Here is a 24,927-nt window from a genome sequence, read left to right on the forward strand (position 1 = left end):
CTGGCCGGCAACCGCATCCATCTCCGATCAACGCAGCAACACCTCACGCAGCGCCGCGTAATCGGCGGCCAGCGGTTCGGCGTGTGCCGGCCGCTGCAACAGCATCTCCAGTGCCGGCGGTACCGCCACCGCTTCGCCGATCAACGGCTCTACCACCGCCTCGAACTTGGCCGGATGCGCGGTGGCCACCATCGCCCAGTCACCCTTGGCGCCGCGCCCCCGCAGATCCTTCAGCACCTTGACCGCCGTGGCGGTATGCGGGCAGAACAGCTCGCCATTGCTGGCATGTGCCGCCGCAATCGTCGCGCGGATGGTCACGTCATCCACCGCGAATGCGCGGAACGCAGCGCGCAGCTCGGCGTCATCTCCCTGGTAAAGCCAGCGCAGGCGCTCAAAGTTGCTTGGCGCCCCTACGTCCATTGCATTTGCCACGGTGGCCACGCTGGCCTGCGGCTCGTAGTGGCCACCATTGAAGTACGCTGGCAGCACGGCATTGGCATTGGTGGCAAGGACGATCTGCCCGATCGGCACGCCCAGCGCGCGCGCCAGCACGGCCGCCATCGCATTGCCAAGGTTGCCGGTCGGCACCACCAGGTTGAGCCGGCGCTGGGTTTGCGCATGATGGGCCAATGCCGCATGTGCGTAATAGCTCATCTGCGGCAGCAGGCGACCCAGGCTGATGCTGTTGGCCGAGCTCAACGGCACCTGTGCCTGCAGCTCGCGGTCGGCCAGAGCCTGCTTGACCATGGCCTGGCAATCGTCGAATGCGCCGGCCACGCGCAGCGCCTGGATGTTGTCGCCAAAGCAGCCGAGCTGGTGCGCCTGCCGTGGCGACACGCGGCCATCCGGATACAGCACCACCACCCGCACCCCGGGCTGGCGATGGAACGCCGCCGCCACGGCGGCACCGGTGTCGCCGGACGTGGCAACGACAATCGTCAGGTCGCGATCCTGGCCAGCCTGCAACCGCGACAGCGTACCAGCCAGGAAGCGTGCGCCGATGTCCTTGAACGCCGCGGTCGGCCCATGGAACAGCTCCAGCACATGATCGCCATCGCCAAGCGCACGCAGCGGCACCGGGAAGTCGAACGCCTCGCGGCAGATCGACGGTAACGCGGATTCCAGCGCATCGCCGGCGAAGAACGGCGCCAGCAGATCCGCTGCGGTATCGGCCAGCGTCGCGCCAGCGTGCAGCTCACGCGCGCTCGGCAGCATCTCCGGGACATACAGCCCGCCATCAGGCGCCAGTCCGGCGGCAATGGCCGCGCTGAGGCCAACGGCTGGGGACTGGCCACGGGTCGAAACAAATCGCATGGGTTGGGTATCCAGTGGAGGGGAAGAATTCAGCACAGCCGGGCTCCCGGTGCATCCAGCGGCGACACCCAGGCATCGCTGTCAAAACCGGCGGCGGCGAATGCCGCCTGCACCGGTGCGGCAGCGGCGCGGGCCTGGTCGGCGTCTTCGAACCAGGCGAACACGCTGGGACCGGCACCGGAAATGCCCGCGCCCATCGCGTGCGCCGCCAGCGCTGCGTCACGCGCCGCTTCAAAGCCCGCGATCAGGCCGGCACGCCGCGGCTCGACCAGCACGTCGCGCAGCCCGGCCCGCACCAGCCCGGCATCGGCACGATGGCAGCCACTGAGCACCAGCGCCAGATTCGCGCTCTGCGCGACGAACTCGCCCAGCGCATAGCTGCCCTGCAGTGCCTGGCGCGCGCGCCGCGTTTCCAGCACCGCGTGCGGGTGCACCAGCAGGCTGTGCCAGTTGGCTGGCACGGGGATCGGCAGCAGCCGATCGGCCGTGCACAACGCCAACCCGCCGAGCAGCAGCGGGCCCACGTTGTCACCATGACGGCCGCCACTGGCCACTGCTTCGCCCTCCAGCGCGAACGGATACAGCGCTTCACGCGACAGTGGCACGTCCAGCAGCGCATTGGCCGCGACCAGCGCCGCCACGCAGGAGGCCGCCGAACCGCCCATGCCCGAGCCGAACGGAATGCCCTTGTCGATCTCGATGGCGAAGCCGAACGCGAGCCCCAGGCGCTCGCGGAGCGAGATCAGTGCCGCGCCGGCGGTATTGCCGGCTGCCTCCAGCGGCAGCTCGACCGCGCTGCCGCGGATTGCATCGATGCGCACCCTCGGTTCATCGATGCGATGCACGCTGACGGTATCGCCGACCCCGGCAATGGCATGACCGAGAATGTCGAAGCCGACCGCGACGTTGGCCACCGAGGCCGGAGCGAACGCACGTGCGATCACAGGCGCGCCCCCTCACCGGCCGCAACCCGCAGCAGATCGGCGAACACACCTGCCGCCGTCACTTCCGGACCGGCCCCTGGCCCCTGCACCACCAGCGGGTTGTCGCAGTAGCGACGGGTGCGGAACTGCACCACGTTGTCGGTCAGTCGCAGGTTGGCGAAGGCATGGTCGGCCGGCAGTTCCTGCAGGCCCACCGAGGCGCCGTCGGCACCCAGCCGGGCCACATAGCGCAGCACCGCGCCACGCGCCTGCGCATCCTGCAGCCGCTTCAGCAGGCCGGCGTCGGATTCGCCAAGACGCGCCATGAAATCATCCACGCTGCCCTCGCGCAGCAGCGCCGGTACCAGGCTTTCGACCTGCACCTGCTCCAGGCTCAACGCGTGGCCAGCCTCGCGCGCCAGGATCACCAGCTTGCGCGCCACGTCCACGCCCGAAAGATCATCGCGCGGGTCCGGCTCGGTGTAGCCCATCGAGCGCGCCTGCGCCACCAGCGCCGAGAACGGCTGGCTGCCATCAAAGCGGTTGAACAGCCAGGCCAGCGTGCCGGAGAAGATGCCGTCGATGGCCAGCACTTCGTCACCGGTGTCGACCAGGTCGCGCAGCGTGGTGATCACCGGCAGGCCCGCCCCCACCGTGGCTTCGTAGCGGAAACGCGCACCACTGGCCGCCGCCGCGGCGCGGATGCGCTGGTAGCGCGGCAGCGGGCCGGCACCGGCCTGCTTGTTGGGAGTGACCACATGGATGCCCGCAGCCAGCCAGCCCTCGTAGCGTTCGGCCACCTCGGCACTGCCACTGCAGTCGATCACCACCGCATGCGGCAGGTGCGCGGCCAGCAGGTGTTCGGTGAAGCGATCCAGATCGCTGGACTCTCCCGCTTGCTGAAGGGCTTCGCGCCAGTCGGCATGCAGCCCATCCGCATCCAGCCGCATGCGCGAACGCGAGGCCAGTGCGCGCAGGCGCAGGTCGACATTGGCCTTGGCCAGCAACTGCGGGCGCGCGGCCAGCAGCTGGTCCAGCAGCGCGGCGCCAACATTGCCCGGCCCGATCACACCCACCGCGAAGGTCTGCGGCGACAGCCAGAACCCGGCATGTGCGGCGCGCAGCGCGCGGGTGGCATCGGCGCTGTCCACGGCCACCGAGATATTGCGTTCCGACGAGCCCTGGGCGATCGCCAGGATGTTCACCTGCGCCCGGCCCAGCGCTTCGAACAGGCGCGCCGCCACGCCCGGCTGGCCGGCCATGCCGTCACCGACGGCCGCCAGCACACTCACCCCCTCGCTGACCTGGACGCGCTGTACCTGGCCGACCGACAGTTCATGCGCGAACGCGTGCAGCAGCGCCTCGCGCCCCCGCACGGCCTCAGCGGCACGCACCACGCAGCAGATCGAGTGTTCCGATGAGCCCTGCGAAATCATCACCACCGACACCTGCGCCTGGCGCAGCGCAGCGAATACGCGTTCGGCCGTGCCCGGCACGCCGATCAGGCCGGTGCCTTCCAGGTTCAGCAGGGCCAGCCCAGGGCTCAGCGTCAGCCCTTTCACCGGCCCGCGCGGCGAGCGCTCGGCACTGATGCGCGTGCCCGGATGTGCGGGCTGGAAGGTGTTGCGGATGAAGATCGGCAGGCCCAGGCGGATGGCCGGCGACATCGTCTGCGGATGCACGACCTTGGCACCGAAATAGGCCAGTTCACAGGCTTCGTCGTAGCTCAGCGATTCCAGCTGCACGGCCTCGGGCACCAGCCGAGGGTCGGCCGACAGCACGCCATCGACGTCGGTCCAGATGTGCAGTTCATCGGCGTTGAACAACGCGGCGAAGATCGCACCGGAATAGTCGCTGCCATTGCGGCCCAGCGTGGTGATGCGACCGTGGCGGTCACGGGCGACGAAGCCGGTGGCCACCAGCCGCGACTGCGGATGCTGCAGGCGCCATTTGGCCAGGCGGTCCGCACTGGCTTCCCAGTCGACATCCACGCCCAGCTCACCATGCCCTACCACCAGCACGTCACGTGCATCGAGCACCGCGCAGTCTTCGCCCCGTGCGCGCAGATGGGTGCCCAGCAGCTGTGCGGAGAACACTTCGCCCAGGCCCTGCACGCGGTCGAGCACCTCGCGCGGCAGCTCGCCGATCACCGCCAGCGCCGCCAGAACCTCAGCCAGCTGATCGAAGCGCGCATCGATCCACTCCACGGTGTCACCCACCTGCTCGCCGAGCAGGGCCACGGCAGCGCCGCGATGGCGGGCGCGCAGCGCGTGCCAGGCCTCGCGCCAGCCCGGATCGCCCGCGGCCGCCAGCTGCGCCAGCTCGATCAGCGCGTCGGTGACGCCCTTCATCGCCGAGACAACGGTGACCTGCAGGGTCTCGGGGCGGGCCAGCAGCAGGCCGGCGACATGGCGGTAGCGCTCGGCGTCGGCCACGGAGGTACCACCGAACTTGTGCACGACGGTGGATGGCGCAGCCAGATCGGCGGGAGCAACGGGATGGGCGGGGGCGTGGGAAGGCATGCAGACCTCGGCAGGAGGCCCCGTCGCATGCAGGTGTCGAGTTTCCCCGCCACCTGGATGGTGCGGGGCCGTGGTTTTCGGGAGTTACACGAAGACGACGGGCCGCACCAGGGCAGTGGTGGCGGTGGTGGTGGTAATGGTGGTGATGGCGACCGGCGCAGTCGAACGGCCCGCAGTGGCGGGAGCGATCAGGCTGGCGTGGGCGGCATCAAGGACCATGGCGTACAGAAAACACTGCGCGCACGGCGGCTGTCAAGTGCTGCGATGCAAAAATCTTCTGCGACGATCATCGGCCAACGTGCCGGCATTTGGTTGCAACTGAGACCAAGTCGATATCAGCGCGCTTGACGACCGCATTCAGCCGGCATGTTCGGCGATCGCTCGTGGGGTGCGATGGGCGTGCGCGCACAGCATCACGCCAGCGACCAGGAGCACGATCGCCAGTGCTTCCAGCAGGGTCGGCCACCGACCCTGCCAGGCGAACGCGTACAGCAGCGCGAACAGTGTCTCGAACACGATCATCTGGCCAGTCAGGGTCAACGGCAGCAGGCGGCTGGCGCGGTTCCAGAACGCGTTGCCGAGGATCGAGGCCACCACTGCCACGCCAGCGCTGATCGCCCAGAAACCACTCCACTGCGCCGCCGTGTGCCCGCCGGAGTGGCCGATGAAGGCCATCGGCACCAGCAGCAGGGCCAGGCCACCGGTGGTGACGCCGGTCAGCAACGACCAGTCGTGGCTGGACAGGTCCGGCCGGCGCGCCAGCCAACGACTGTTGCCGATCGAGTACAGCGCCCACGAGAACAGCGCGCCAAACGCACAGAGCAGGCCGATCAGGCGCTGCCGCCACGGCGTTGCCAGGTGTTCGGACATCAGCGCTTCCCAGCCCACCAGCGCCACGCCTAGCACGCACAAGCCCAGCGCGGGCAGTAGTTGCTTGAGCGGCACCGCGCCCTGCTCGCGCACGCCGACCACGGTCACCACCACCGGAATCAGGCCGACAATCAAGGACGCCGCCGCGCCGCCGGCCCACTGCACCGCCGTCGCCAGCAGCAGGAAGTACACCAGGTTGCCGGCCAGGCTAAGCCACAGCAGGCCGAACCACTCGGCGCGCCCCAGCTGCGGCGACAACCGCTTCCAGCGTGGCAGCAGCAACAGCACCGCAATCAGCCCATAGACCAGATAGCGGCCAGCGGACAACTGCAGGGCATTGAATGACTGCAGCACAGCGGGCGCGAGGAAGACCACGCCCCACAGCGCGCCAGCGGCAACGCCATTGGCGATGCCCAGGGCCATCGGGTTGTTGCGCATGCGGATGATTGATGGGACTGAGAGCAGGCCGCGCAGTGTAAGTGGCAGCACGGCAAGCGCGCTTGACCCAGGCTACTGCCCCGCGATGTCGCCGATCTGTAGAGCCGAGCCTATGCTCGGCTTCCCTTGCCTACGCAGTGGGCAACCGCAGCCGAGCGTGGGCTCGGCTCTACAGATCAGATGGCGCCCCTGCGCCACGCAGCCGGGGTCTGGCCACACTCACGGCGCAGTGCGCGGGTCAGTGCACTGTGCTCGGAATAGCCTGCTGCCAGCGCGATATCGCTGATCGGCGCAGCGCTGGTGCGCAGCTGGTGCTTGGCCCAGCGCAGCCGGCAAGCACTGAGCCAGGCCTGCGGACTGAGCCCGAACTCCCGCTGGAACAGCGCATGCAGGCGGCTCTCGCTGACCCCGACGAAGGCGGCCATGCGCGCTATCGGCCACGCCTGGCCTGGATCGACCTGCACCGCCGCGCACAGGCTTTGCATGCGCGCGCCACTGCCCGCCGGTGCGAACACCTGAAGCAGCTGCGGCAGCAGGGGCGGCAACGGGTGGCCCTCACGTACCTGCGCCAGGCGCTGTCGCAGCACCAGCGGCAGATGCAGCCAGCGCTGGCGGCACAGATGTTCCTGGGTACCGTCATCGAGCACACCCGGGGGGCAGTCGACGATCACGAAACCATTCGGGCCATCGGCCATCTGGTCGTGTGCTTCGCCAGCGGCAACAAAAGCCCCCTGCAGCAGGTCCAGCCGACCGCCGCGCCCTTCCATCTCGAACTGCAGCTCGCCCTGCAGCGGCAGCACCCACTGCGCGTAGTCGTGGCGGTCCAGGCCGGTGGCCTGGCCGTAGTGCCGCAGATGGAAGATGGCGCCCATCCGGGCAGTGTGCGCGTGTAACAACGGCCGTGCAAACCGCTGCTATAGTCGGTCCGTCATCCAACGCAGGGAGTGCAGGACATGACTCATCAGCAGCTGTCTCTGGTGCTTGCCACCAGCCTCGGCCTGGCGCTCGCCGCCCCGGCCTCCGCGCAGGAACGTACCCCACCGGCCCCGCACTGCATGGACGCGGTCGGCGTGCAGGAAGTGGAGCAGGCGTCACCGCAGTCAATCGCCCTGCGGGCCGCTTCCGGCCGAGCTTATCGTATCGACTTCAGCGAGGAATGCCCTGGTGTCCGCGGTGCCACCACGCTGAAACTTGAGGCGCCCGCCGGCTGGGCCTGCGGCCGCCCCAGCGAGCGCGTGGTGGTGGACGGCCGCAACTGCGCGATCAGCGCGGTGACCCCCGTGCAGGATCGGGACTACGCCAGCGTGGCCCGCGACAGCGACCGCCTGCGCATGGCCACCCTGCCCGCCCTGACCATCCGCGAGCGCAAGGACATCCGCCGCGGTTTCGGTGGTTCGCCGTCGTACTGCTTTGCCACGCGCAACGTGCGCGCGTGGTCGTCCGACCCGCAGGGCATGCTGGTGGAGACCAATCCGCATCGCAATGGCGGCCACCGCTACTACCGCGTGGAGTTGGGCAGCCACTGCCGCCAACTCGACCGTGCGCCCAAGCTGAGCTTCCAGTCCGGGATGCAGAACGGCCTGATCTGTGGCAATCCGGGTGATCGCATCCTCACCGCCGGATTCGAGAATGGTGACCTGCGCAGCGACGCGCTGGCACCGCTGCCGCAGTACACCCACGGCGGCTGCACGATCCAGGCGGTCTATCCAGCTTCCAGCCAGGCGTCGAACTAACCGTCGACGCCGAGGAAGGTGAACGGTGCGCTGGGCACGAACTGGCCCAGTGCATCCCCTGCGAAGGTATTGCGCTGGTCCGGGCCGAGGTCGAGCTTGAGCACCTTTCCAGCAAAATCGACCTTGTTCAGATCGACCCAGAACGTGTTCGGGGTCAACGCCGATTCAAAAAAGTACAACCGGCGCTTGTGGTCGGCCACGGTGCGCCAGCGCGTGGACGAGATGTTCGGCTCGCCCGGCGTGGTGATGCCATAGGGCACCGATGTATTGCGGATCACGCTGAATACACTGGCCAGCGCCACCACCGGATCTTCGGCCTTGGGGATGGCATTGATATAGAAGGACGCCCGCGCGAAGCGGTCGGCCGAGCGATTGGTACCGGGCAGCATCACGGTGCCGCCGATCTGCTGCCAGTAGCTGTTGAGCGCCAGCTGCTGCTCGAAGATCGGCGAATTGGTCATCACCTGGTAGCGGCGGTCATGGTGGATCACTTGGCGACCGCCGATGTACTCGACGATGGCGCTGTCACCACTGGCATCGGACAGGGACAGGTGCAGCGTCGCCTGGCGATCCTCGCCCGGCACCTTGTCGGTGATGATCGAGTAAGGCTCGCGTTGCAACGCCGCCACCGCTTCGTCCACCGTGGCGAAGTTGTCCAGCACGTACTGGGCCCACAGTGAGATGGCCAGGCCGGGCTTGCTGCCACGCTGCTGCGGGTACTCCGACTCGACCAGCCACAGCAGGTTGGCGACCAGGCCCTTCTCGTTCATGCCGTCGGTGGTCGACACGTCGTAGCCAGTGGCCACCACGCTGCCGTAGCGCGCCGTCCAGGCCAACGAGTTCGGCCCCGCCTGGCCGGTGCGTGCCATGCCACGCGGCAGCACGTAGAGATTGGTCGCCACATCGACCTTCCAATCCATCGACCGCGCGGTGATCACGTCGCCGTTGTCGCCCAGGTACACCGCACGCGTGCAGGCCAGCGCCGGCGTGGTCGCGGACGCCAGCGCCACGGCCAGCATCACCTTTCCTTTCCAGTTCATCCGTGCCATGCCCTAAGCTCCTTTCCCCGTGATCGCATGATCTGATCCGATCCAGGGTGACACCGGAGTGAAGCCTCAGTGCACGAACCGATCGTGCGCCCAGAAGCCCAGGACCATGGCAGGCACGAACCACAGCGCCTCGCGCGATGCCGCCGCCAGCCCCGCGATGGCCGGGCCCGGGCAGTAGCCGGCCCATCCCCAGCCGATACCGAACAGTGCGGCGCCCAGCAGAAGACGGGTATCGACATCGCGCGCGGTGGGCAATTGGAAGCGCATCGCGAACCACGGCCGCGCGCGCCGCAGCGCCAAGCGCTGGCCGGCCGCGCTGACCAGCAGCGCCGACCCCAGCACCCATAGCAGAGTGGGATCGAAGTCCCCGGTGATATCGAGGAAGCCGAGCACGCGACGCGCATCGGTCATGCCGGAAAGGGCCAGGCCTGCGCCGAACAGCGCACCCGCTACAGCGGCAGCAGCCATCGGACGACTCATGCCACGGCTCCACCGTACCGGACCAGGAAAGTCGTCAGCATGGCGCAGGCCACGAATACCAGCACCGCCAGCAACGATCGCTTCGAACCGCGCGCCAGGCCACACACGCCGTGACCACTGGTACAGCCGCTGCCCAAGCGGGTGCCGAAGCCGACCAGCAGGCCGGCGCCGAGCAACTGCCAGGCCGGCAATGCATCACGCAGCAGTGCGCGTGGCGATGCCTCGGGCACCGACTGCCACCACAGCACCAGCCCCGCCGATGCCAGCAGGCCGGCCAGGAATGCCCAGCGCCAGCCACGCTCGCCTCCGGCTGCCCGAAGGCTGCCAGCGGCGATGCCGCTGATGCCGGCCACGCGCCCGATGCTGGACAGCAACAGCACCGCAGCGGCACCGATCAAGGCGCCGCCGGTGACCGCACCCCAGGGCAGATTCATGCCACGCCCTCTTTGCCACCGCACATGGAATTGTTCCTTGATTTAGAATTATCTAAATTAGATCATCCTAAACAAAGAGGTCAACCATGGTCCGGTCCCTGCCTGACAGCGCAGCAATGGCCGAACACGCTTCAGAGGCAGCCACGCTGCTCAAAGGCCTGGCCCACCCCGCCCGACTGCGGGTACTGTGCCGCCTGGTTGAAGGCGAGGCGCCAGTAGCGGAGCTGCAGGCGCTCACCGGGCTGAGCGCGTCGGCGCTGTCCCAGCACCTGGCGGTACTGCGCGCGATGAAGATCGTGGCAACCCGGCGCGAGGCACAGGCGATGCACTACCGGGTGGTCCAAGGACCTGCGCTGGGTGTGCTGCAGGCCCTGCACGCTGCCTACTGCGGCCGGGCATGAGGTTGAATGTCAGCCGGCATGCAGCGCCGGCTGCACCACCGTGTCCAGCAGGTCGACCGGTGTCGGCGCCGCGCGATCTCCCTCCAGCGCCCGGCTGAAACCGGCCCAGTCGCTGGATGACAACTGGCGCAGCAGCGCTGCCTCCACCGGCAACGCCCGCATCGACCAGTAGGGAAACTGGCGCTGGCCGAGGCGGCCTCGCGCCAGCTCGATGATGTCGATGTGGCTGCCGGCCTGGAGAATGCGCTCATACACCGAGTCGATGCCATCCGGCGGCCCCTCGATGTACTGCAGGAAACGATTGCCATCGTGCAGCAGCACTCCGGTCACCCCGGCCATCTTGTTGAAACGCGCAGCGTCTTCGACCAGCGCCTGCAGGCGTTGGCTGGAGAGCTCCGGCAGCGCCCGGCTGATGTAGGCGATGGCGCGCAATGGCATGGTGCTTCCTTGGCTGGGGGTGAACGCACGGTAGCAGTTGCGGACGAGCCCGTCTCAATACGCCCGCCCGTTTCCTGAAGAATTCAGGTTGCGATGGCGCCCGCCCCGTCCCACCGTCGCGGCAACACAGCCTCGAACACGACCTGGCCTGCGTCGTTGCGCGCCCCGATCCGGCCGCCGTGCGCGCGCACGAACTGATCCACGATGTACAGGCCCAGGCCCAGTCCCTTGCTCTGGTGGAAACTGGCCTTGAACGGCTCGAACAAGCGCGGCAACAGCGCGTCATCGATATGGCCGGCATTGCTCACCCGCAGCACCAACGCGCGGGCATCGTTGCCATCCAGCTGCACGTGTGCCTCGCTGCCATGCGTCAACGCATTGCCCACCAGGTTTGCTGCGATCTGCCCCAGGCGGTCCATGTCGCCCTGCAGGCGCGTGTCGCCGACGGCGTCGAAACGAATGCGCTCGTGACCGTGGGCACTGCCCGCTTCGGCGATCACCGCACGGGTGACCTCACGCAGGTCGCAGGCGGTAGCCTGCAGCCGCAGGCCACCACTGCGGATCCGCGAAAAGTCCAGCAACTGCTCGACCATCCGCGCCATGCGCAGGGTACTGGCCTCCAGATGCGCCAGTGTCTGCTGCGCGCTGCTGCTGTTCGCCGGAAGCTCCAGCGCCAGCTTGTCGGCACACAACAGGATCGCCGACAGCGGCGTGCGCAGGTCGTGGGTCAACACGGCGGCCATCGTCTCGTTGAGCTTCAGCGCCCGCTCCAACGCCTCGTTGCGGGCCTTCAGCAGCTGGCGCTGCTGGTACAGCTCGATGAAGACGTTGACTTTGCTCAGGATCACCTGCGGTGCCACTGGCTTGTGCAGGAAATCCACCGCGCCGGTTTCGTAGCCCTTGAACGCACGCAGCGGATCGTCCGGCGAGGCGGTCAGGAAGATGATCGGCACCGTGCGGCTGCGATGCGAGCCACGCATCAGTTCGGCCAGGGTGAAGCCATCGATCTCGGGCATGTGCACGTCCAGCAACGCCAGCGCTACCTCGTGCTCCAGCAGCAGCTCCAGCGCCTGCGCGCCCGAACCGGCCAGCAGCAGGTTCACGCCCTCGCGCTGCAACAGCGCCTGCATGGCCACCAGGTTCTGCGGTACGTCATCGACGATCAGCAGGTTGACCGGGGTCTGCGATTGCGCAGGGTCCGGTGGCAGCAGGTTCATGCGGAAAACTCCTTCAGGCGACGGCACATCTGTTCAACGGGCAGCACGGCATCGGCACCGGCGTGCTGCAGGGCGGAGGCCGGCATCATCGATGCCTCGGCCTCCTCAGGGCATTGCAGCCAGGCGTGCCCCCCGGCAGCGCGTACCGCAGCCACGCCTTCGCTGCCGTCGCTGCTGGCGCCGGTCAGCAGCAGGGCCAGTACCCGCGGGCCAAACACCGCAGCAGCCGACTCGAACAACGGGTCGATGGCCGGGCGCGAATACAGCACCGGCGCGTCAACCGACAGCGCCACCGAGGTGGCGTCTTCCACCAGCAGATGGTAGTCCGGCGGTGCGAAGGTGACGGTTCCCGGCTGCAGCGGCTGCTTGTCCTCCGCCTCGCGCACCGGCAGCGCGCAGTACGGCGCCAGCACTTCGGCGATGCGGCTGCTGCGATCGCGCGGCAGGTGCAGCACGGCCAGGACCGGCGCAGGAAACGTAGCGGGCAGCGCGCCGAGCACCGACTGCAGCGCAGCAACCCCACCGGCAGAGGCGCCGATCAGCAGCAACGCAGGACGCATGTGCATTGCCATCACGCGACCTTCCGATACAGGCGGTGCTCGCGCGAACAGACGTCGAAGGCATCGTGGTGGCGACCGAACTGCAACGATTCCTTGCTGCCCAGGCCAAGGAAACCGCGATGCACCAGTGCCTCGCGGAACAGGCCAACGGCACGGTCCTGCAGATCGCGGTTGAAGTAGATCAGCACATTGCGGCACGACACCAGGTGCACTTCGGAAAACACGGTATCGGTGGCCAGGCTGTGGTCGGCAAATACCACGTTGCGCCGCAGCTGGCGATCGAACACGGCGCCGTCGTACGCGGTGGCGTAGTAGTCCGACAGCGATGCGGTGCCGCCGGCGGCCAGGTAGTTGCGGCTGAACTGGGCCATGCGGTCGATGCCATAGGCGCCCGCCTCGGCGCTGGCCAGCGCCGAGGGATTGATGTCGGTGGCATAGACGATGCTGCGCTCAAGCAACCCTTCCTCGTGCAGCAGGATCGCCAGCGACCAGACTTCCTCGCCCGTGCTGCAACCGGCCACCCACAGCTTCACCGATGGATAGGTGCGCAGCACCGGCACCACCTGTTCGCGCAGCTCGCGGAAGTAGGCCGGGTCACGGAACATCTCCGACACCTGCACGGTGAAGAACTGCATGGCCTGGGCGAACAGCTCCGGCTCGTGCAGCAGGCGATGCTGCAGGTCGGCCAGGCGCGCGCACTCATAGCGCTGCATGGCCTGGCGCATGCGCCGGCGCAGCGATGACACCGCGTAGCTGCGGAAGTCGTAGTGGTAGCGCTGGTAGATCGCCTCCAGGAGGACCTTCAGCTCCAGGTCGAACAGTGCCTGATCATTCATTGCCGCGAGCACCAGACCCTGCACAGCGAGACCAGCTTGTCGACGTCGATCGGCTTGGCGATGTAATCGTTGGCGCCGGCCTGCAGGCAGCGTTCGCGATCGTCCGGCATGGCCTTGGCGGTCAACGCGATGATCGGCAGGTCCTGCAGGTGGCGCTGCGCACGGATCTCGCGCATCGCGGCCAGGCCGTCCTTCTCCGGCATCATGATATCCATCAGCACCAGGTCGACCTCACGCTCAGCCAGGCGATCCACCGCCTCCTGGCCGTTGCGGGCGATTTCCAGGGTCACGCCGAGCGGTTCCAGCACGCTGGACAGCGCGAAAATGTTGCGTACATCGTCTTCGGCCAGCAGCACGGTGCGCCCGTCGAGCACGGTATCGCGGCGACGCGCTTCGCGCAGCAGGCGCTGCTGGTCGGAGGGCAGGCTGGCTTCCACGCTGTGCAGGAACAGGGTGACTTCGTCCAGCAGGCGCTCGGGCGAACGTGCGCCCTTGATGATGATGCTCTTCGAATAGCGGCGCAGGCGCTGCTCTTCCTCGCGGCCGAGCGCGCGGCCGGTGTAGACGATCACCGGCGGGAAGCCGACGTCATCGTTGCCGGCCATGTGCTCAAGCAGGTCGTAGCCACTGCCGTCGGGCAGCGACAGGTCCATCACCATGCAGTCGAAGGTGACCGAACTGAGCTGCTCCAACGCACCGGCCAGGGTACCCACCGCCACGATCTGCAATTGCTCGCGGCCCAGCAGCAGCTCCAGGTTCTGCCGCAGTTCGTTGTCGTCCTCGACGATCAGCAGCCGTCGCACGTCACGCTGGCTGGTCTGTTCCAGCTGCTCGATGGCCGCCACCAGGCGCTCGCGCGTGGTCGGCTTGATCGCAAAACCGATCGCGCCCAGTTCGCGCGCCACCTGGCTGCGATCCACCGCCGACACCACATGTACCGGTATATGGCGGGTTTCCGGATTGCGCTTCAGGCGCTCCAGCACGCTCAGCCCGGACACATCGGGCAGGCCGATGTCGAGCAGGATGCCATTCGGGCGCAGATCGGCGGCCAGTACCAGCGCCTCTTCCGCCGTGCCGGCCACCACGCAGTCGAAATCAAGTTCGTGGGCCAGCGCTACCAGCGCTTCGGCGAAGGTGACATCGTCCTCCACGGCCAGGATCAGCCGACCGGCACGCTGGCGGCGGCCACGGTCATCGGCCACGCCTGCCACCGTCGCGACCGGAGCCGCTGCGGCGGGGGCGGCAAGCGGAGCGCTCGCCGGCACCGCGACGGCCGCCGGCGTGGTGGCTGCTTCAGCGGTGCCGGGCTGCGCTGCAGCTGGGGCCCCCTGCAGCGGCAACTCCAGGATGAAGCAACTGCCGCGCCCCGGCTCGCTGTCGACGCGGATGGCGCCGCCCATGCGCTCGGCAAGATCGCGCGAGATTGACAGCCCCAGCCCGGTGCCGCCATAGCGGCGCCGGGTGCTGCCATCGGCCTGGCGGAAAGCCTCGAAGATGACCTGCAGCTGCTCGCGGGCGATACCAATACCCGTATCGCAGACCTCGAAGCGGATGCGGCCGTCGGCGGCGGCGCGCACCTGCAGGCTGACCTTGCCGTGTTCGGTGAACTTCACTGCATTGGCCAGCAGGTTCTTCAGGATCTGCTGCAGGCGCTGGTTGTCGGCCACCAGCTGGCTGGGCGCCAGCGCATCGGCCTCGATCTGCAGCGACAGGCCCTTCTGCCGTGCCATCGGCTCGAAGGTTTCGCGCAGGCGCCGCAGCACGCTGTCCACCACCACCAGCTCATCGGCCAGTTCGACATGGCCCGCTTCGATGCGGGACAGGTCCAGGATGTCGTTGATCAGCGCCAGCAGGTCGTTGTTCGATGACAGGATCGCGCGCGCGTACTTGACCTGCTCTTCGGTCAGCGTGCCGTCCTTGTTGTCGGCCAGCAGCTTGGCCAGGATCAGCGAGCTGTTCAGCGGTGTGCGCAGCTCGTGCGACATGTTGGCCAGGAACTCGGACTTGTAGCGCGAGGTGGCGGCCAGCTCGTTGCTGTTGCGCACCAGCTGGCTCTGTGCCACCAGCAGCGCCTGCTTCTGCGCCTCCAGCTCATGGGTGCGCTCTTCCAGCTGGACGTTGCTCTGCTCCAGCTCGGCCTGCTGCTCTTCCAGATGACTCTGCGACTGCAGCAGGCTGCGGCTCTGTTCTTCCAGTTCCTCGTTGGCCACGCGCAGCTCTTCCTGCTGGGCCTGCAGCTCTTCACCCTGGCGCTGCGACTCCTCCAGCAGCACCACCAGCTGCGCGCGCAGCAGCGAGGCCCGCAGTGCCATGCCGATGGTCTCGGCACAACGCTCGAGCAGTTCGACATCCAGGCGCGGTTGCTCACCGGCACGGGTGCGTCCCAGCTCGATGATGCCGACCACGCTGTCATCACTGGTGATCGGCGCCAGGATGCGCTCGCGCACCGGCAGCCGCCCCAGGCTGGTCTGCAGTTCAAGCACCGTCGCGTCGCCTCCCTGCAGATGGCGGATGCGTCGGTCGCGGGCCACCTGCCCGGCCACGCCTTCCTGAAGGGCGAGCGATGCCGGCATGCCGGACGGCAACGCCAGGCCGCCGCTGAGCTGCAGCCGCCCACCCTCCAGCCGGTACACCGCACCGACCTCGGCCTGCAGCTGCGCGCCCAGGCTGGTCGCCGCCGCCTCGGCGATCTGCTCCGGCCCCAGGTCGCCACGCAGGCTCAGCGCCACGGCGTTCTCGGCCTCCTGCAGCCACAGCGCGCGCATCGCCTCGCGGCGCGCCTGGATGGCGCGGGAGACGATCAGCGCGATCATCAGGAATGCGCCACCACCTACGCTGCGATTGACGAACGAGAACGCGGAATTGGAACTGGCCGGCGCGACGTTGTAGCCGACGATCAGCAGAACGCAGGCCAGCACGGCGACGATGAACGGAGCCCGCGCACTGCGCTGGAACACCATCACACCGACGGCAAGGAAATAGGCCAGCCACACCGCGTAGCCCAGCGGCACCACCAGCTCCAGCGCGATGGTCGCCGCCAGCAATACAGTGGAGATCATCCAGATCCAGCGGTCACGCGTAGTTGCACCGGGACGCATGCGGGTCGGTTCCAGAGGTCAAAGGGTGGGTGATGGTACTCCGTGTCGCATTCAGCCGCACAGGACGAATGGCACGTGTGCCGCCTGCACGCACCCTTCACACTGCACTGCCTAGCTTCACGTCCCTCCCTGGGGTAATGCTCATTTCCACGTGGACGCAGCCGCTTCTACGACGTCCGTGCTGACGGACCCTTCCCGACAACTGCGACTGTTGATCGACAGCGTGCGCGACCATGCGCTGTACCTGCTTGATCCCCAGGGCGTGGTGTGCAGCTGGAATCCTGGCGCCGAGCGCATCAAAGGCTATTCAGCCGACGAAGTGGTGGGAACCCACTTCAGCCGCTTCTACCTGGCCAGCGACCGCGAGGCTGGCGAACCACAGCGCCTGCTCCGCGTCGCAGCGCATCAAGGGCATGTCGCCAGCGAGGGCTGGCGGGTACGCCGTGATGGTTCGTCGTTCCGCGCCAGCGTGGTCATCGAGCCGGTCGTCGAAGCCGGCGAGCTGCTCGGCTTCGTCAAGATCACGCGTGACATCACCGAGCAGTGGCAGGCACAACGGCTGCTGCGCGATGCCCAGCGTGCGCTGCGCAATACCCAGCAGTTCGAGACGGTGGGCCGGCTCAGCCGGGGGCTGTCGCACGAGTTCAACAACCTGCTGACCACCATCGGCAATGCGCTGGATCTGCTGGCCATGCGCGTGGGCAGCGACGACAGGCGCGCCGCCGAACTGCTGGATGCGGCCCAGGCCGCCACCGACCGCGGCGCGCTGCTGACCCGCCAGCTGCTGGCCTTCAGCACCGGGCAGACCCTGATCCGCGAGCCGCTGGATATCAACACGCAGGTGCAGCACTGGCTGCCGGACCTGCAGCGCGCGTGCCCGCCCACGGTGGTGCTGGACCTGCAGCTGACACCCGGCCTGCCTGCGGTGAGCACCGACGCCATGCAGTTGCAGACCGCGCTGAGCAACCTGGTGGCCAATGCAGTGGAGGCCACCCTCGATGGCGGTCGCATCCTGGTGGCCACCGCACTGGAGCATCGGCTCGACCCGGATGCGGACAGCACGTTGCAACGTGGCTATGTCACCCTCAGCGTCTGTGACGAGGGCCATGGCATGGCCGCCGACATCGCCGAGCGTGCGACCGAGCCCTTCTTCACCACCAAGGACATCGGCAAGGGCAGCGGATTGGGCCTGAGCCAGGTGTTCGGATTCACCACCCAGAGCGGCGGCTTCGTCGACGTGTCCACCACGCCCGGTGTCGGCACCACGGTCAGCCTGCTGCTTCCCGCAATAGAGGACCCTGCCGATGACCGATGACCCGATCCGCGTGCTGATGGTGGAGGACCAGACCGATCTGCGCGAAATGATCGGCCTGGCCCTGCGCGACTTCGGCATCGACGTATCAACTACCGCCGACGCCCATGAAGCGGCCGCGCTGCTGAAGGGCGAGGCGCGTTTCGATGTGGTGTTCAGTGACATCAGCATGCCCAACGGCATGTCCGGCATCGAACTGAGCGAGCACGTCGCCCGCGAGCAACCACAGGCACGGATGATCCTGTCGTCCGGCTATGCCCGTTCGCAGCTGCCACCGCTGCCCGAGCAGGTGGAATTCCTGCCCAAGCCCTACCGCCTGCGCCAGCTGGTGGAGCTGTTGAAGCAGGAATGAGGAAGGCCGGTCCAGCGCTCGGCTGCCCTCATCCCTGGCGCCCCAACGGCTTGCGGTTATCCCGTGGGCAATGGTGTGCCCTGAAGGACGCAACGCCGGAGCGGCGTTCAGCCCGAGGTGCGCTGCATGAATAGAAGTTCCGGGGTCGAGAACGCTTCAACCTGCTGGAAACCGAGGTCCCGGTACAGCGCCACGGCAGCCGTGTTGTCACGATAGACGCGCAGGGTGAGCTGCTGCACATCCGCTTGGCCCAGGGCCTGTGCACTCAATGCCTGCATGAGCAGCCGGCCAAGGCCGCGCCCGCGTGCCAGCGGGGAAACGATGATGCGGCCCAGGTGTGCGGTGCGGGCGTCAGTCATCCAGTACTGGCCGAATCCAACGCAGGTACCTTGCTCGTCCAGCAGCGCCCAGCCTGGGCGCGCCGCGAGCTCAAGCACCTGCGCGAACCGCTCCGGCAGCAGGGGAAACGGCACACCGGGGCCTGCCCAGCGCCGGGTCGCCTCGGCTGATTCAGGCCAGTCGGCCACGATGGCGTAATGCGACGGCTGGACGGGGCGAAGCTGGGGGCTCATGGCGTTCATGGTGCGTCATCTGCGCCAGGCGTACACGCTGCGAGGCCGCATTTGAGATCTGCCATGGGGCAATAGATTCCAGACGCGCCGCCATCACGCCCCGTGTGCCGCGGCACCCAGCCCATCCCGATTTCGGGAATTGCCATGTTCAAAGGCCTCAGCGCGTTTCCCGTTACCCCGCGCTCTGAAGCGGGTGTTTTCGCGACTGATCGGGCGCGTGGCCGGCAGCCACGCCACGTGGATTCGCGTCATGGCCTGCGCGGCGGCGCTGCTGGACCTGTATGGGGAGGACTGCCTGCCGCTGCCGTCCGGCGAGCGGTTGCCATGCGGCTGTAGCAGATGGTGACCCCGGCCCGATTCGAACGGGCGACCTTCCCCTTAGGAGGGGGACGCTCTATCCAGCTGAGCTACGGGGCCATTGGCAGCGGGAAAGGATACCTCGTCTGGCTGAATGGACCAAGCGCCGGGCGTCCTGCACGGCTCCCGAAGTAGATATGCTGGCCCGCCGCGACCCGTTGTGAACTGGATGTCCGACGTCTGGCGAACCCTCTCTGCCCTCGGCGACAGCCGCTGGCTGCTGCCGATGGCCCTGGTGCTGCTGATCACCCTGCCCCGCGCAGACGCACGCCTGAAATGGCGATGGCTGCTGGCCATCGCCGTCACCGCCGGCGTCACGCTTGCCTCAAAGGTGGCCTTCATGGGCTGGGGGATTGGCATCAAGAGCGTGCACTTCACCGGTTTTTCCGGGCATGCCGCGATGTCCAGTGTCGTCTATCCGGTCGTTGGTGCGCTGCTCGCCGGACCGGCCAAGCGCGCACGGGCGATCGGCGTGGCAATCGGCGTGCTGTTGGCCATCGCCATTGCCTGGTCACGAATCCCGTTGCATGCGCATAGCCTTTCTGAGGTCATTGCTGGGCTGATGCTTGGACTGGGCTGCAGTGCGTGGGCGTTGTACGGCGCGCGTCCGTCCCGCCGCGCGGCTCTCATTTCCATTGCCGCCGCTTTACTCGCCGGCGCGGCACTTCCCCTCGCCCAGCCGAACCTGCACACCCATCAAGCGGTGATCGCGCTGGCAAAGTTCATTTCTGGAAGAACAGAGCTCCACGCCCACCCGTGAGAACTGCCAACAGAGCCGCACATCTTCTTCACTTTCCTTGACAGGAGGAATGAACAGCGGCCAACATAAGCGCGGAAAAACTTACCTCACGGAGTAGGAGACCCCGTAGATGAAGAAGATGATTGCCGCTCTGGCCCTGCTGGGCCTGTCCTCGCCGGTGTTTGCCCAGGAAGCTCCGGTTGCCACTGCGGAAACCAGCGCTGAAGTCGCTGGCGCAGAAGCGGCTGGCGCCGCCGCCACTGGCACCCTGACCACCGTCGCTACTGTTGGCCTGGGCATTGCTGCCGCTGGCGTGCTGTACAGCGTTGCCGCTGACAGCAGCAAGGACGATGCAGGCAACAACAATGGTGGCGGCACCACGCCTCCGGGTCCCGGCGGCACTACCGGCACTACCGGCACTACCGGCACCACCGGCACCAACTGATCCGCTGAGCAGATCAGGGTCATCACGCCCCCGCCGGGCGCAGATCTGGCGGGGGCTTTTGTTTTGCCTAGCAGGGCAAGGAAGAATCATCGATGGACTGCAAGCGTCTTTGCGCCGCTTTGGCGCTGGCCCTTTCTCTCTCCGGATGCATGTTTGCACCCGGCCAGCACATGCGTTCGAGCGCGTTCGCACGCGACGACCAGCCGGTTGGCAATGACCAGATCGAGCTGATTCCGATCACGCCGAAGCTCATCGCCATGGATCGGGCTGCACGCGATGTGCCCGGCCTGCCGACAGCGCTGACCAGCTACCAGCCTGGTCCTTACGAGATCGGCGCCGGCGACGTCCTGTACATCACGGTTTGGGATCACCCGGAGCTGACCGTTCCGGCAGGCCCCCAGCAACAGCTCAATGCGGCGGGCCGTCCCGTCCAGTCCGATGGATCGCTGTTCTATCCCTATGTTGGCAAGATCTCTGCCGCAGGCAGGACACCGAGCCAGCTGCGCGAGGAACTCACTAGCAAGCTTGCGCGCTACATTGAAGCACCCCAGGTCGATGTCTCCATCCTGACCTATGCTAGCCAACGCGTCTGGGTCACAGGCGCGTCGCGCCAGGCCGCCACTGTGCCACTGACCGTCACGCCGCTGACGCTGGGCGACGCAATCAGCCAGTCCGGACTGGACGCCACCCAGGCCGACCTGTCCGGGGTCCGGCTGACCCGCGACGGCGTCACCTACACCATCGACCTGGATCGCCTTGGTCGCCAGGGCGGCGGTGCCACGAATATTTTCCTGAAGTCCAGCGACCACTTGTACGTGCCTTACCTGGATCGCAAGGAAATTTTCGTGGTGGGCGAAGTCAACCAGCCCGGCGCGATGAGCTTCAAAACCAGCGACATTTCGCTCAGCCAGGCACTCGGCCGGGCACGCGGGCTGCAGCAAAGCACCTCAAACGGAAATGCCGTCTACGTGATCCGCGGCTCGCAGGATCTGCAGAGCACGCCTTCCACCGTGTACCACCTGGAAGCCAGATCGCCGGCCGCGTTTGCCGTTGCCAGCCAGTTTGAACTGCTTCCCGGTGACGTTGTATTCGTCGGTGCGGCCGGGGTCACTCGCTGGAGCCGGTTTGTGAACCAGCTGCTTCCCTTCACGTCGATCATCAGTAACGCGGCAAGCGCGCGTAACGATCTCGACAATTGATGGCAGGCACAAGATGAGCAGGAGCGCTCTCGCCGCGCTATCGTCGGCGCAACGCGGCGTTGCCGCATCGCTGTTGATTGCATTCGGTCTGTCGGGCTGCGGCGTGGTGGGCCGTACCAGCATCAAGACGGCACAACTGGCCCTGCAAGGCCGCCCCGACATTACACCCAGCGCCGAAGAGGTCGCCAAGAAGCGCTATCCGCAGATCAAGGTGCTCGGTCCTGATGGCGGTGCCGTGCTGGTGCTGGGCAATATCGACGCCGGCCGCCAAGCTTGGTACAGCAGTGAGCGCAGCATCATCTTCCTGCACGACGGCCTGCTCGTCGGCACCTTTGGTGGCAGCCCCGAGCTGCAGAACATGTGGATCGAGGGCGATAACCCGTTCAGGGCACTGCACAAGCTTGATCGTGCAGTAATCGTGCATCGCCGCTACGACCTGATGCCGGGCTACCGCTATGGCGTGGAGGTGCAAGGCACGCTGGAGCCGATGGGCAGTGAAGCCATCGAGATTCTCGGCAAGCGCCGCAGTGTGCTGCACGTGCGCGAAACACAGCGCGGCAGGCACTGGAAGGCCGAGAATCACTTCTGGGTAGACCCGGATACCGGCTTCATCTGGAAGAGCCGCCAGGCAATCGCGCCAGGCACCAGCTTGGAAATCACCCAGCTCAAGCCCTATAGCCCGGATCTGCTACACCGATGAGCCCGCGTCTGCTTGCCCTGCTGCTGGGCACGATAACTGCAGCCACCGCCTCGGCCGCTCCACAGGTATCGGTGGAGGTGATGGGTCATGTCAGCCATCCCGGCGTGCAGATCATGCCGGCCGGCGCACGGCTCAGTGATGCCATTCTGGCCGCAAGCCCGCAGCCCTCTGCCTACCCATTGGCGGCCGCCTGGCTGCGTGCCTCCGAGCGAATCGCGCAGACTCGCCTGAAGACCGGTGTCCTGTTCGATTTAGCTCAACTGATGGACGACACATCCGCCGACGCGGATGATGCAGGTGTCGCCCGCACCCTTGCGGACGACATCGAGCGCATGCCGGTCACCGGTCGTGTCCCCGCACTGTTGACCGCTCGCGCGATCGAAGTGGCAGACGCAAGCAACCGCCCCATCGGCGACGGAGATCGCCTGGTCTATCCCGGGCGTCCCAACACGGTGACCGTCATGGGAGTCGTTGCCGAGCCGTGCACGTTGGACCATGTTGCCCAGCAAGCGCCGGTCGACTACCTGCGCGACTGTCCTGCCCTGCGCGCTGCGAGCAAGGACCACCTGTACGTGATCGAGCCGGACGGCAGAGTCGAGAAGATCGGCATTGCGCTCTGGAATCGCTCAGCCCCCTCCTCGCTGGCCCCTGGAGCAGTGCTGTACGTACCTTTGCGACCGAGCGCCCTGGCCAAGGTGAATCCTGGCCTCAATGAAGAAATTGCTAGCTTCCTCGCAACCCAGGTAATGGAATTACCGGGAGTTTCGCCTTGATCACCTCCACCTATAGGCCGCTGGCGCGCGCCGGCGTGGCCCTGCTCAGCCTGAGCATCAGCACTGTCCTGCAGGCACAGACCGCGCCTGCACCAACCGCGAGTGACTGGGGCGGTATCGGCTTGCTGCAGACGCCTACCGCACGCATGGCAGAAGAAGGCGAATTGGCGTTCACCGCCAGCCACACGTCGCCTTACAGTCGTTACAACCTCGTGCTGCAGCCGCTCCCATGGATGGAGGGTGCGTTCCGCTATGTATCGGTGGCAAATCGGCGCTATGGCCCGGAATGGCTCAGCGGCAGCCAGAACTACAAGGACAAGTCGATCGACGTGAAGATCCGCTTGCTGCAGGAAAGCCGCTGGGTCCCGGAAGTCTCCGCAGGCTTCCGCGACCTAGGCGGCACCGGCCTTTTCTCCAGCGAATACCTGGTGGCAAGCAAGCGGATCGGCGCCTTTGACGCGAGCCTGGGCGTGGCGACGGGCTACATCGGCAATCGGGGTGACTTCCGCAATCCCCTTGCTGCGTTGAATGATCGGTTTGAGACCCGACCACGCTCCACGGGCGCAGGAAAGTTCAACAGCAATGGCATGCTCCGTGGTCCGGTTGGCGTATTCGGCGGTGTCGCCTATCAGACGCCGTGGGAACCCCTTCAGCTGAAGCTCGAGTACGACGGCAACGATTACAAGCGCGAGCCGCAGAACAATCGGCAGGTTCAACGCAGCCCGTTCAATTTCGGGGCATCCTACGCCGTCAATCAGAATGTGCACCTGCATGCAGGCTGGGAGCGAGGTGACGTGGCCACTTTTGGCATCACGCTGCGAACCAACCTCGCGCAGGCCAGGTCCATGCCCAAGGTTCTGGATCCAGCGCCTGTCCCACTCAAGCGTCATGGATGGAATGGTGAGGCAAGCACTGATGAGAGCAACAACACGGATTCTCAATCCCCGGATTGGAGCGCCGTGGCCAGCCAGCTTGATCAGAACGCCGGACTGCGCGTAAGCCGCATCAGCCAACGAGGCTCAGAAGTCATCGTTACCGGCGAGCAACGACGCTTCTATTACCCAGCACAGGGCCTGGGACGGACTGCTCGCGTTCTCGACGGCATCGCGCCGGCCAGCGTCGACTGGTTCACAGTGCAGAACACCCGCCTCGGCGTGCCGGTCGTCGAGACCAGCATGGAGCGCAAAGCGTTCGTGGACTATGTAAACAACAAGAGCGACCTGGGTACGCTGGCCGGGCATGTGGAGATGGCCCCCCCGGCAAGCCAACGCAGGCAGACCCTCTACGAGGCGCCGCGTCACCGCTTCGATGGTGCATTCAACATTGGCTATCAGCAATCACTGGGCGGTCCCGACGGGTTCGTGCTGTTCCAGGTCGCCGGCACTTACGGCGCGAGCTTCTACTTCACGCGCAATCTGTGGCTCAGTGGCAACATCAGCTATAACGCTTACAACAACTACGACAAGTTCCGCTACGACGCCCCAAGCCGCCTGCCGCGGGTTCGAACGAACATTCGTCGTTACATGACGACTGAAGACCTGACGTTGCCCAGCTTGCAGCTGACCAGCACCCATCATCTCGGTCGAGACCTTTACGGCATGGCTTACGCCGGCATGCTGGAGTCAATGTATGCAGGCGCCGGCGGCGAGGTTCTCTATCGCCCGCTGGACGAGCGCTGGGCACTGGGAGTCGAAGCAAACTGGGTGAAGCAGCGCGATTTCGACCAGCGGTTCAGTTTCCGCGACTACAGCGTCGCTACCGGCCATGCAACCTTCTACTACCTGTGGGGTGACCAGCGGCGCGTGGTCAGCGCGCTGAGCGCCGGCCGATACCTCGCCAAAGACTGGGGCGCAACGCTCGCCGTCTCGCGCGCCTTTGACAACGGCGTAACGATGGGCGCCTACGCGACGAAGACCGATGTCTCCTCTGCCGACTACGGCGAAGGAAGCTTCGACAAGGGAATCTATGTCTCGATCCCGTTCGATTTCCTGCTCCCACGATCGACGCGCGCACGTGCCAACTTCCTGTGGAATCCGCTCTATCGAGATGGAGGTGCAAGAGTTGGCCACAGCTACGGCCTTTATCAGATGACGTCTGAACGAGACCCTGGGTTCTTCTTCGACAACATCAATAGAATTGGCGATTAAGGGAACAGCTCCCTGCTC

At 66.5% G+C, this 24,927-nt stretch carries 25 protein-coding genes and 1 tRNA gene; 11 read left to right on the forward strand and 15 right to left on the reverse strand.

All coding sequences use genetic code 11. The features are described 5' to 3' along the window. Positions 1-27 precede the first annotated feature (27 nt). From thrC to thrA, 3 genes are read right to left on the reverse strand one after another with little or no spacing between them, the layout of a single operon-like run. The gene (thrC, locus tag ARC23_RS07200) at positions 28-1,314 is read right to left on the reverse strand and encodes a threonine synthase (protein WP_057496618.1); all 1,287 of its coding nucleotides are present in this window, start codon (positions 1,312-1,314) and stop codon (positions 28-30) included. 29 nt (positions 1,315-1,343) lie between these two features. Continuing rightward, on the reverse strand, positions 1,344-2,258 hold the full coding sequence (locus tag ARC23_RS07205) for a homoserine kinase (RefSeq protein ID WP_057496619.1): 915 nt from the start codon (positions 2,256-2,258) through the stop codon (positions 1,344-1,346). Further along, entirely contained in the window at positions 2,255-4,759 is a 2,505-nt protein-coding gene (gene thrA / locus ARC23_RS07210; protein ID WP_057496620.1) for a bifunctional aspartate kinase/homoserine dehydrogenase I, read from the reverse strand. The genes ARC23_RS07205 and thrA overlap by 4 nt, the downstream gene beginning before the upstream one ends. A gap of 27 nt (positions 4,760-4,786) precedes the next feature. Here thrA and ARC23_RS21020 point away from each other — a divergent pair, with 27 nt between their 5' ends. Continuing rightward, on the forward strand, positions 4,787-5,107 hold the full coding sequence (locus ARC23_RS21020; RefSeq protein ID WP_162491646.1) for a hypothetical protein: 321 nt from the start codon (positions 4,787-4,789) through the stop codon (positions 5,105-5,107). 9 nt (positions 5,108-5,116) lie between these two features. Here ARC23_RS21020 and ARC23_RS07215 read toward each other — a convergent pair whose 3' ends face one another. Next, complete coding sequence (locus ARC23_RS07215; protein ID WP_057496621.1) at positions 5,117-6,067, reverse strand: DMT family transporter; 951 nt, start codon at positions 6,065-6,067, stop codon at positions 5,117-5,119. A 176-nt stretch (positions 6,068-6,243) separates the two neighbouring features. Continuing rightward, the gene (locus ARC23_RS07220) at positions 6,244-6,939 is read right to left on the reverse strand and encodes a helix-turn-helix transcriptional regulator (protein WP_057496622.1); all 696 of its coding nucleotides are present in this window, start codon (positions 6,937-6,939) and stop codon (positions 6,244-6,246) included. A gap of 81 nt (positions 6,940-7,020) precedes the next feature. Here ARC23_RS07220 and ARC23_RS07225 point away from each other — a divergent pair, with 81 nt between their 5' ends. Further along, a complete protein-coding gene (locus ARC23_RS07225) occupies positions 7,021-7,800 on the forward strand; it encodes a DUF6491 family protein (protein ID WP_057496623.1) in 780 nt (259 codons plus the stop codon). On the opposite strand, the gene ARC23_RS07230 is transcribed toward ARC23_RS07225, so the two are convergent. The 3 genes from ARC23_RS07230 to ARC23_RS07240 all read right to left on the reverse strand — a co-directional run bounded on the left by ARC23_RS07230 (position 7,797) and on the right by ARC23_RS07240 (position 9,763). Continuing rightward, positions 7,797-8,849 carry a linear amide C-N hydrolase gene (locus ARC23_RS07230; protein WP_057496624.1) on the reverse strand — a complete coding sequence of 351 codons (1,053 nt, stop codon included), beginning with the start codon at positions 8,847-8,849 and terminating at the stop codon, positions 7,797-7,799. The two genes, ARC23_RS07225 and ARC23_RS07230, sit on opposite strands and share 4 nt — an antisense overlap. 66 nt (positions 8,850-8,915) lie before the next feature. Next, positions 8,916-9,329: a DUF6691 family protein gene (locus tag ARC23_RS07235; RefSeq protein WP_057496625.1), complete on the reverse strand. Its 414-nt coding sequence runs from the start codon at positions 9,327-9,329 to the stop codon at positions 8,916-8,918. Then, positions 9,326-9,763, reverse strand: a complete 438-nt coding sequence (locus ARC23_RS07240; RefSeq protein ID WP_057496626.1) for a YeeE/YedE family protein — start codon at positions 9,761-9,763, stop codon at positions 9,326-9,328. The genes ARC23_RS07235 and ARC23_RS07240 overlap by 4 nt, the downstream gene beginning before the upstream one ends. 86 nt (positions 9,764-9,849) lie before the next feature. Here ARC23_RS07240 and ARC23_RS07245 point away from each other — a divergent pair, with 86 nt between their 5' ends. Continuing rightward, a complete protein-coding gene (locus ARC23_RS07245; protein WP_057496627.1) occupies positions 9,850-10,164 on the forward strand; it encodes an ArsR/SmtB family transcription factor in 315 nt (104 codons plus the stop codon). Between the two features lie 9 nt (positions 10,165-10,173). Here the strand turns inward: ARC23_RS07245 and ARC23_RS07250 are convergent, their stop codons facing one another. The 5 genes from ARC23_RS07250 to ARC23_RS07270 all read right to left on the reverse strand — a co-directional run bounded on the left by ARC23_RS07250 (position 10,174) and on the right by ARC23_RS07270 (position 16,313). Beyond that, on the reverse strand, positions 10,174-10,602 hold the full coding sequence (locus ARC23_RS07250; RefSeq protein ID WP_019661399.1) for a BLUF domain-containing protein: 429 nt from the start codon (positions 10,600-10,602) through the stop codon (positions 10,174-10,176). Positions 10,603-10,685: 83 nt separating this feature from the next. Then, a complete protein-coding gene (locus tag ARC23_RS07255; RefSeq protein WP_057496628.1) occupies positions 10,686-11,819 on the reverse strand; it encodes a hybrid sensor histidine kinase/response regulator in 1,134 nt (377 codons plus the stop codon). Continuing rightward, entirely contained in the window at positions 11,816-12,391 is a 576-nt protein-coding gene (locus tag ARC23_RS07260; RefSeq protein WP_057496629.1) for a chemotaxis protein CheB, read from the reverse strand. Before ARC23_RS07260 ends, ARC23_RS07255 begins: the two co-directional genes overlap by 4 nt. Then, entirely contained in the window at positions 12,391-13,215 is an 825-nt protein-coding gene (locus ARC23_RS07265; protein WP_057496630.1) for a CheR family methyltransferase, read from the reverse strand. Before ARC23_RS07265 ends, ARC23_RS07260 begins: the two co-directional genes overlap by 1 nt. After that, entirely contained in the window at positions 13,212-16,313 is a 3,102-nt protein-coding gene (locus ARC23_RS07270; protein ID WP_057496631.1) for a response regulator, read from the reverse strand. The genes ARC23_RS07265 and ARC23_RS07270 overlap by 4 nt, the downstream gene beginning before the upstream one ends. Before the next feature lie 151 nt (positions 16,314-16,464). Here ARC23_RS07270 and ARC23_RS07275 point away from each other — a divergent pair, with 151 nt between their 5' ends. Both ARC23_RS07275 and ARC23_RS07280 read left to right on the forward strand, forming a co-directional pair. After that, complete coding sequence (locus tag ARC23_RS07275) at positions 16,465-17,628, forward strand: two-component system sensor histidine kinase NtrB (protein WP_411847902.1); 1,164 nt, start codon at positions 16,465-16,467, stop codon at positions 17,626-17,628. Beyond that, a complete protein-coding gene (locus ARC23_RS07280) occupies positions 17,618-17,977 on the forward strand; it encodes a response regulator (protein WP_057496633.1) in 360 nt (119 codons plus the stop codon). The genes ARC23_RS07275 and ARC23_RS07280 overlap by 11 nt, the downstream gene beginning before the upstream one ends. Positions 17,978-18,084: 107 nt before the next feature. On the opposite strand, the gene ARC23_RS07285 is transcribed toward ARC23_RS07280, so the two are convergent. Beyond that, complete coding sequence (locus ARC23_RS07285; protein WP_057496634.1) at positions 18,085-18,549, reverse strand: GNAT family N-acetyltransferase; 465 nt, start codon at positions 18,547-18,549, stop codon at positions 18,085-18,087. 340 nt (positions 18,550-18,889) lie between these two features. Beyond that, positions 18,890-18,966 (reverse strand) — tRNA-Arg (locus ARC23_RS07290). Between the two features lie 109 nt (positions 18,967-19,075). Here ARC23_RS07290 and ARC23_RS07295 point away from each other — a divergent pair. From ARC23_RS07295 to ARC23_RS07320, 6 genes are all read left to right on the forward strand, one after another. Then, the gene (locus tag ARC23_RS07295) at positions 19,076-19,666 is read left to right on the forward strand and encodes a phosphatase PAP2 family protein (RefSeq protein ID WP_057496635.1); all 591 of its coding nucleotides are present in this window, start codon (positions 19,076-19,078) and stop codon (positions 19,664-19,666) included. Between the two features lie 109 nt (positions 19,667-19,775). Then, positions 19,776-20,090 (forward strand): hypothetical protein, encoded by a 315-nt coding sequence (locus ARC23_RS07300; RefSeq protein ID WP_057496636.1) that lies wholly within the window; start codon positions 19,776-19,778, stop codon positions 20,088-20,090. 92 nt (positions 20,091-20,182) lie between these two features. Beyond that, a complete protein-coding gene (locus tag ARC23_RS07305) occupies positions 20,183-21,289 on the forward strand; it encodes a polysaccharide biosynthesis/export family protein (RefSeq protein ID WP_057496637.1) in 1,107 nt (368 codons plus the stop codon). Positions 21,290-21,302: 13 nt separating this feature from the next. Then, on the forward strand, positions 21,303-21,989 hold the full coding sequence (locus ARC23_RS07310; protein ID WP_080393040.1) for a YjbF family lipoprotein: 687 nt from the start codon (positions 21,303-21,305) through the stop codon (positions 21,987-21,989). Further along, a complete protein-coding gene (locus ARC23_RS07315) occupies positions 21,986-22,762 on the forward strand; it encodes a capsule biosynthesis GfcC family protein (protein WP_057496638.1) in 777 nt (258 codons plus the stop codon). Before ARC23_RS07310 ends, ARC23_RS07315 begins: the two co-directional genes overlap by 4 nt. Further along, positions 22,759-24,909: a YjbH domain-containing protein gene (locus ARC23_RS07320; RefSeq protein WP_275044124.1), complete on the forward strand. Its 2,151-nt coding sequence runs from the start codon at positions 22,759-22,761 to the stop codon at positions 24,907-24,909. The genes ARC23_RS07315 and ARC23_RS07320 overlap by 4 nt, the downstream gene beginning before the upstream one ends. The last annotated feature ends 18 nt before the right edge of the window (positions 24,910-24,927 follow it).

Origin of the sequence: Stenotrophomonas beteli (assembly GCF_001431665.1) — a bacterium.
Classification (GTDB): Bacteria; Pseudomonadota; Gammaproteobacteria; order Xanthomonadales; family Xanthomonadaceae; genus Stenotrophomonas; species Stenotrophomonas beteli.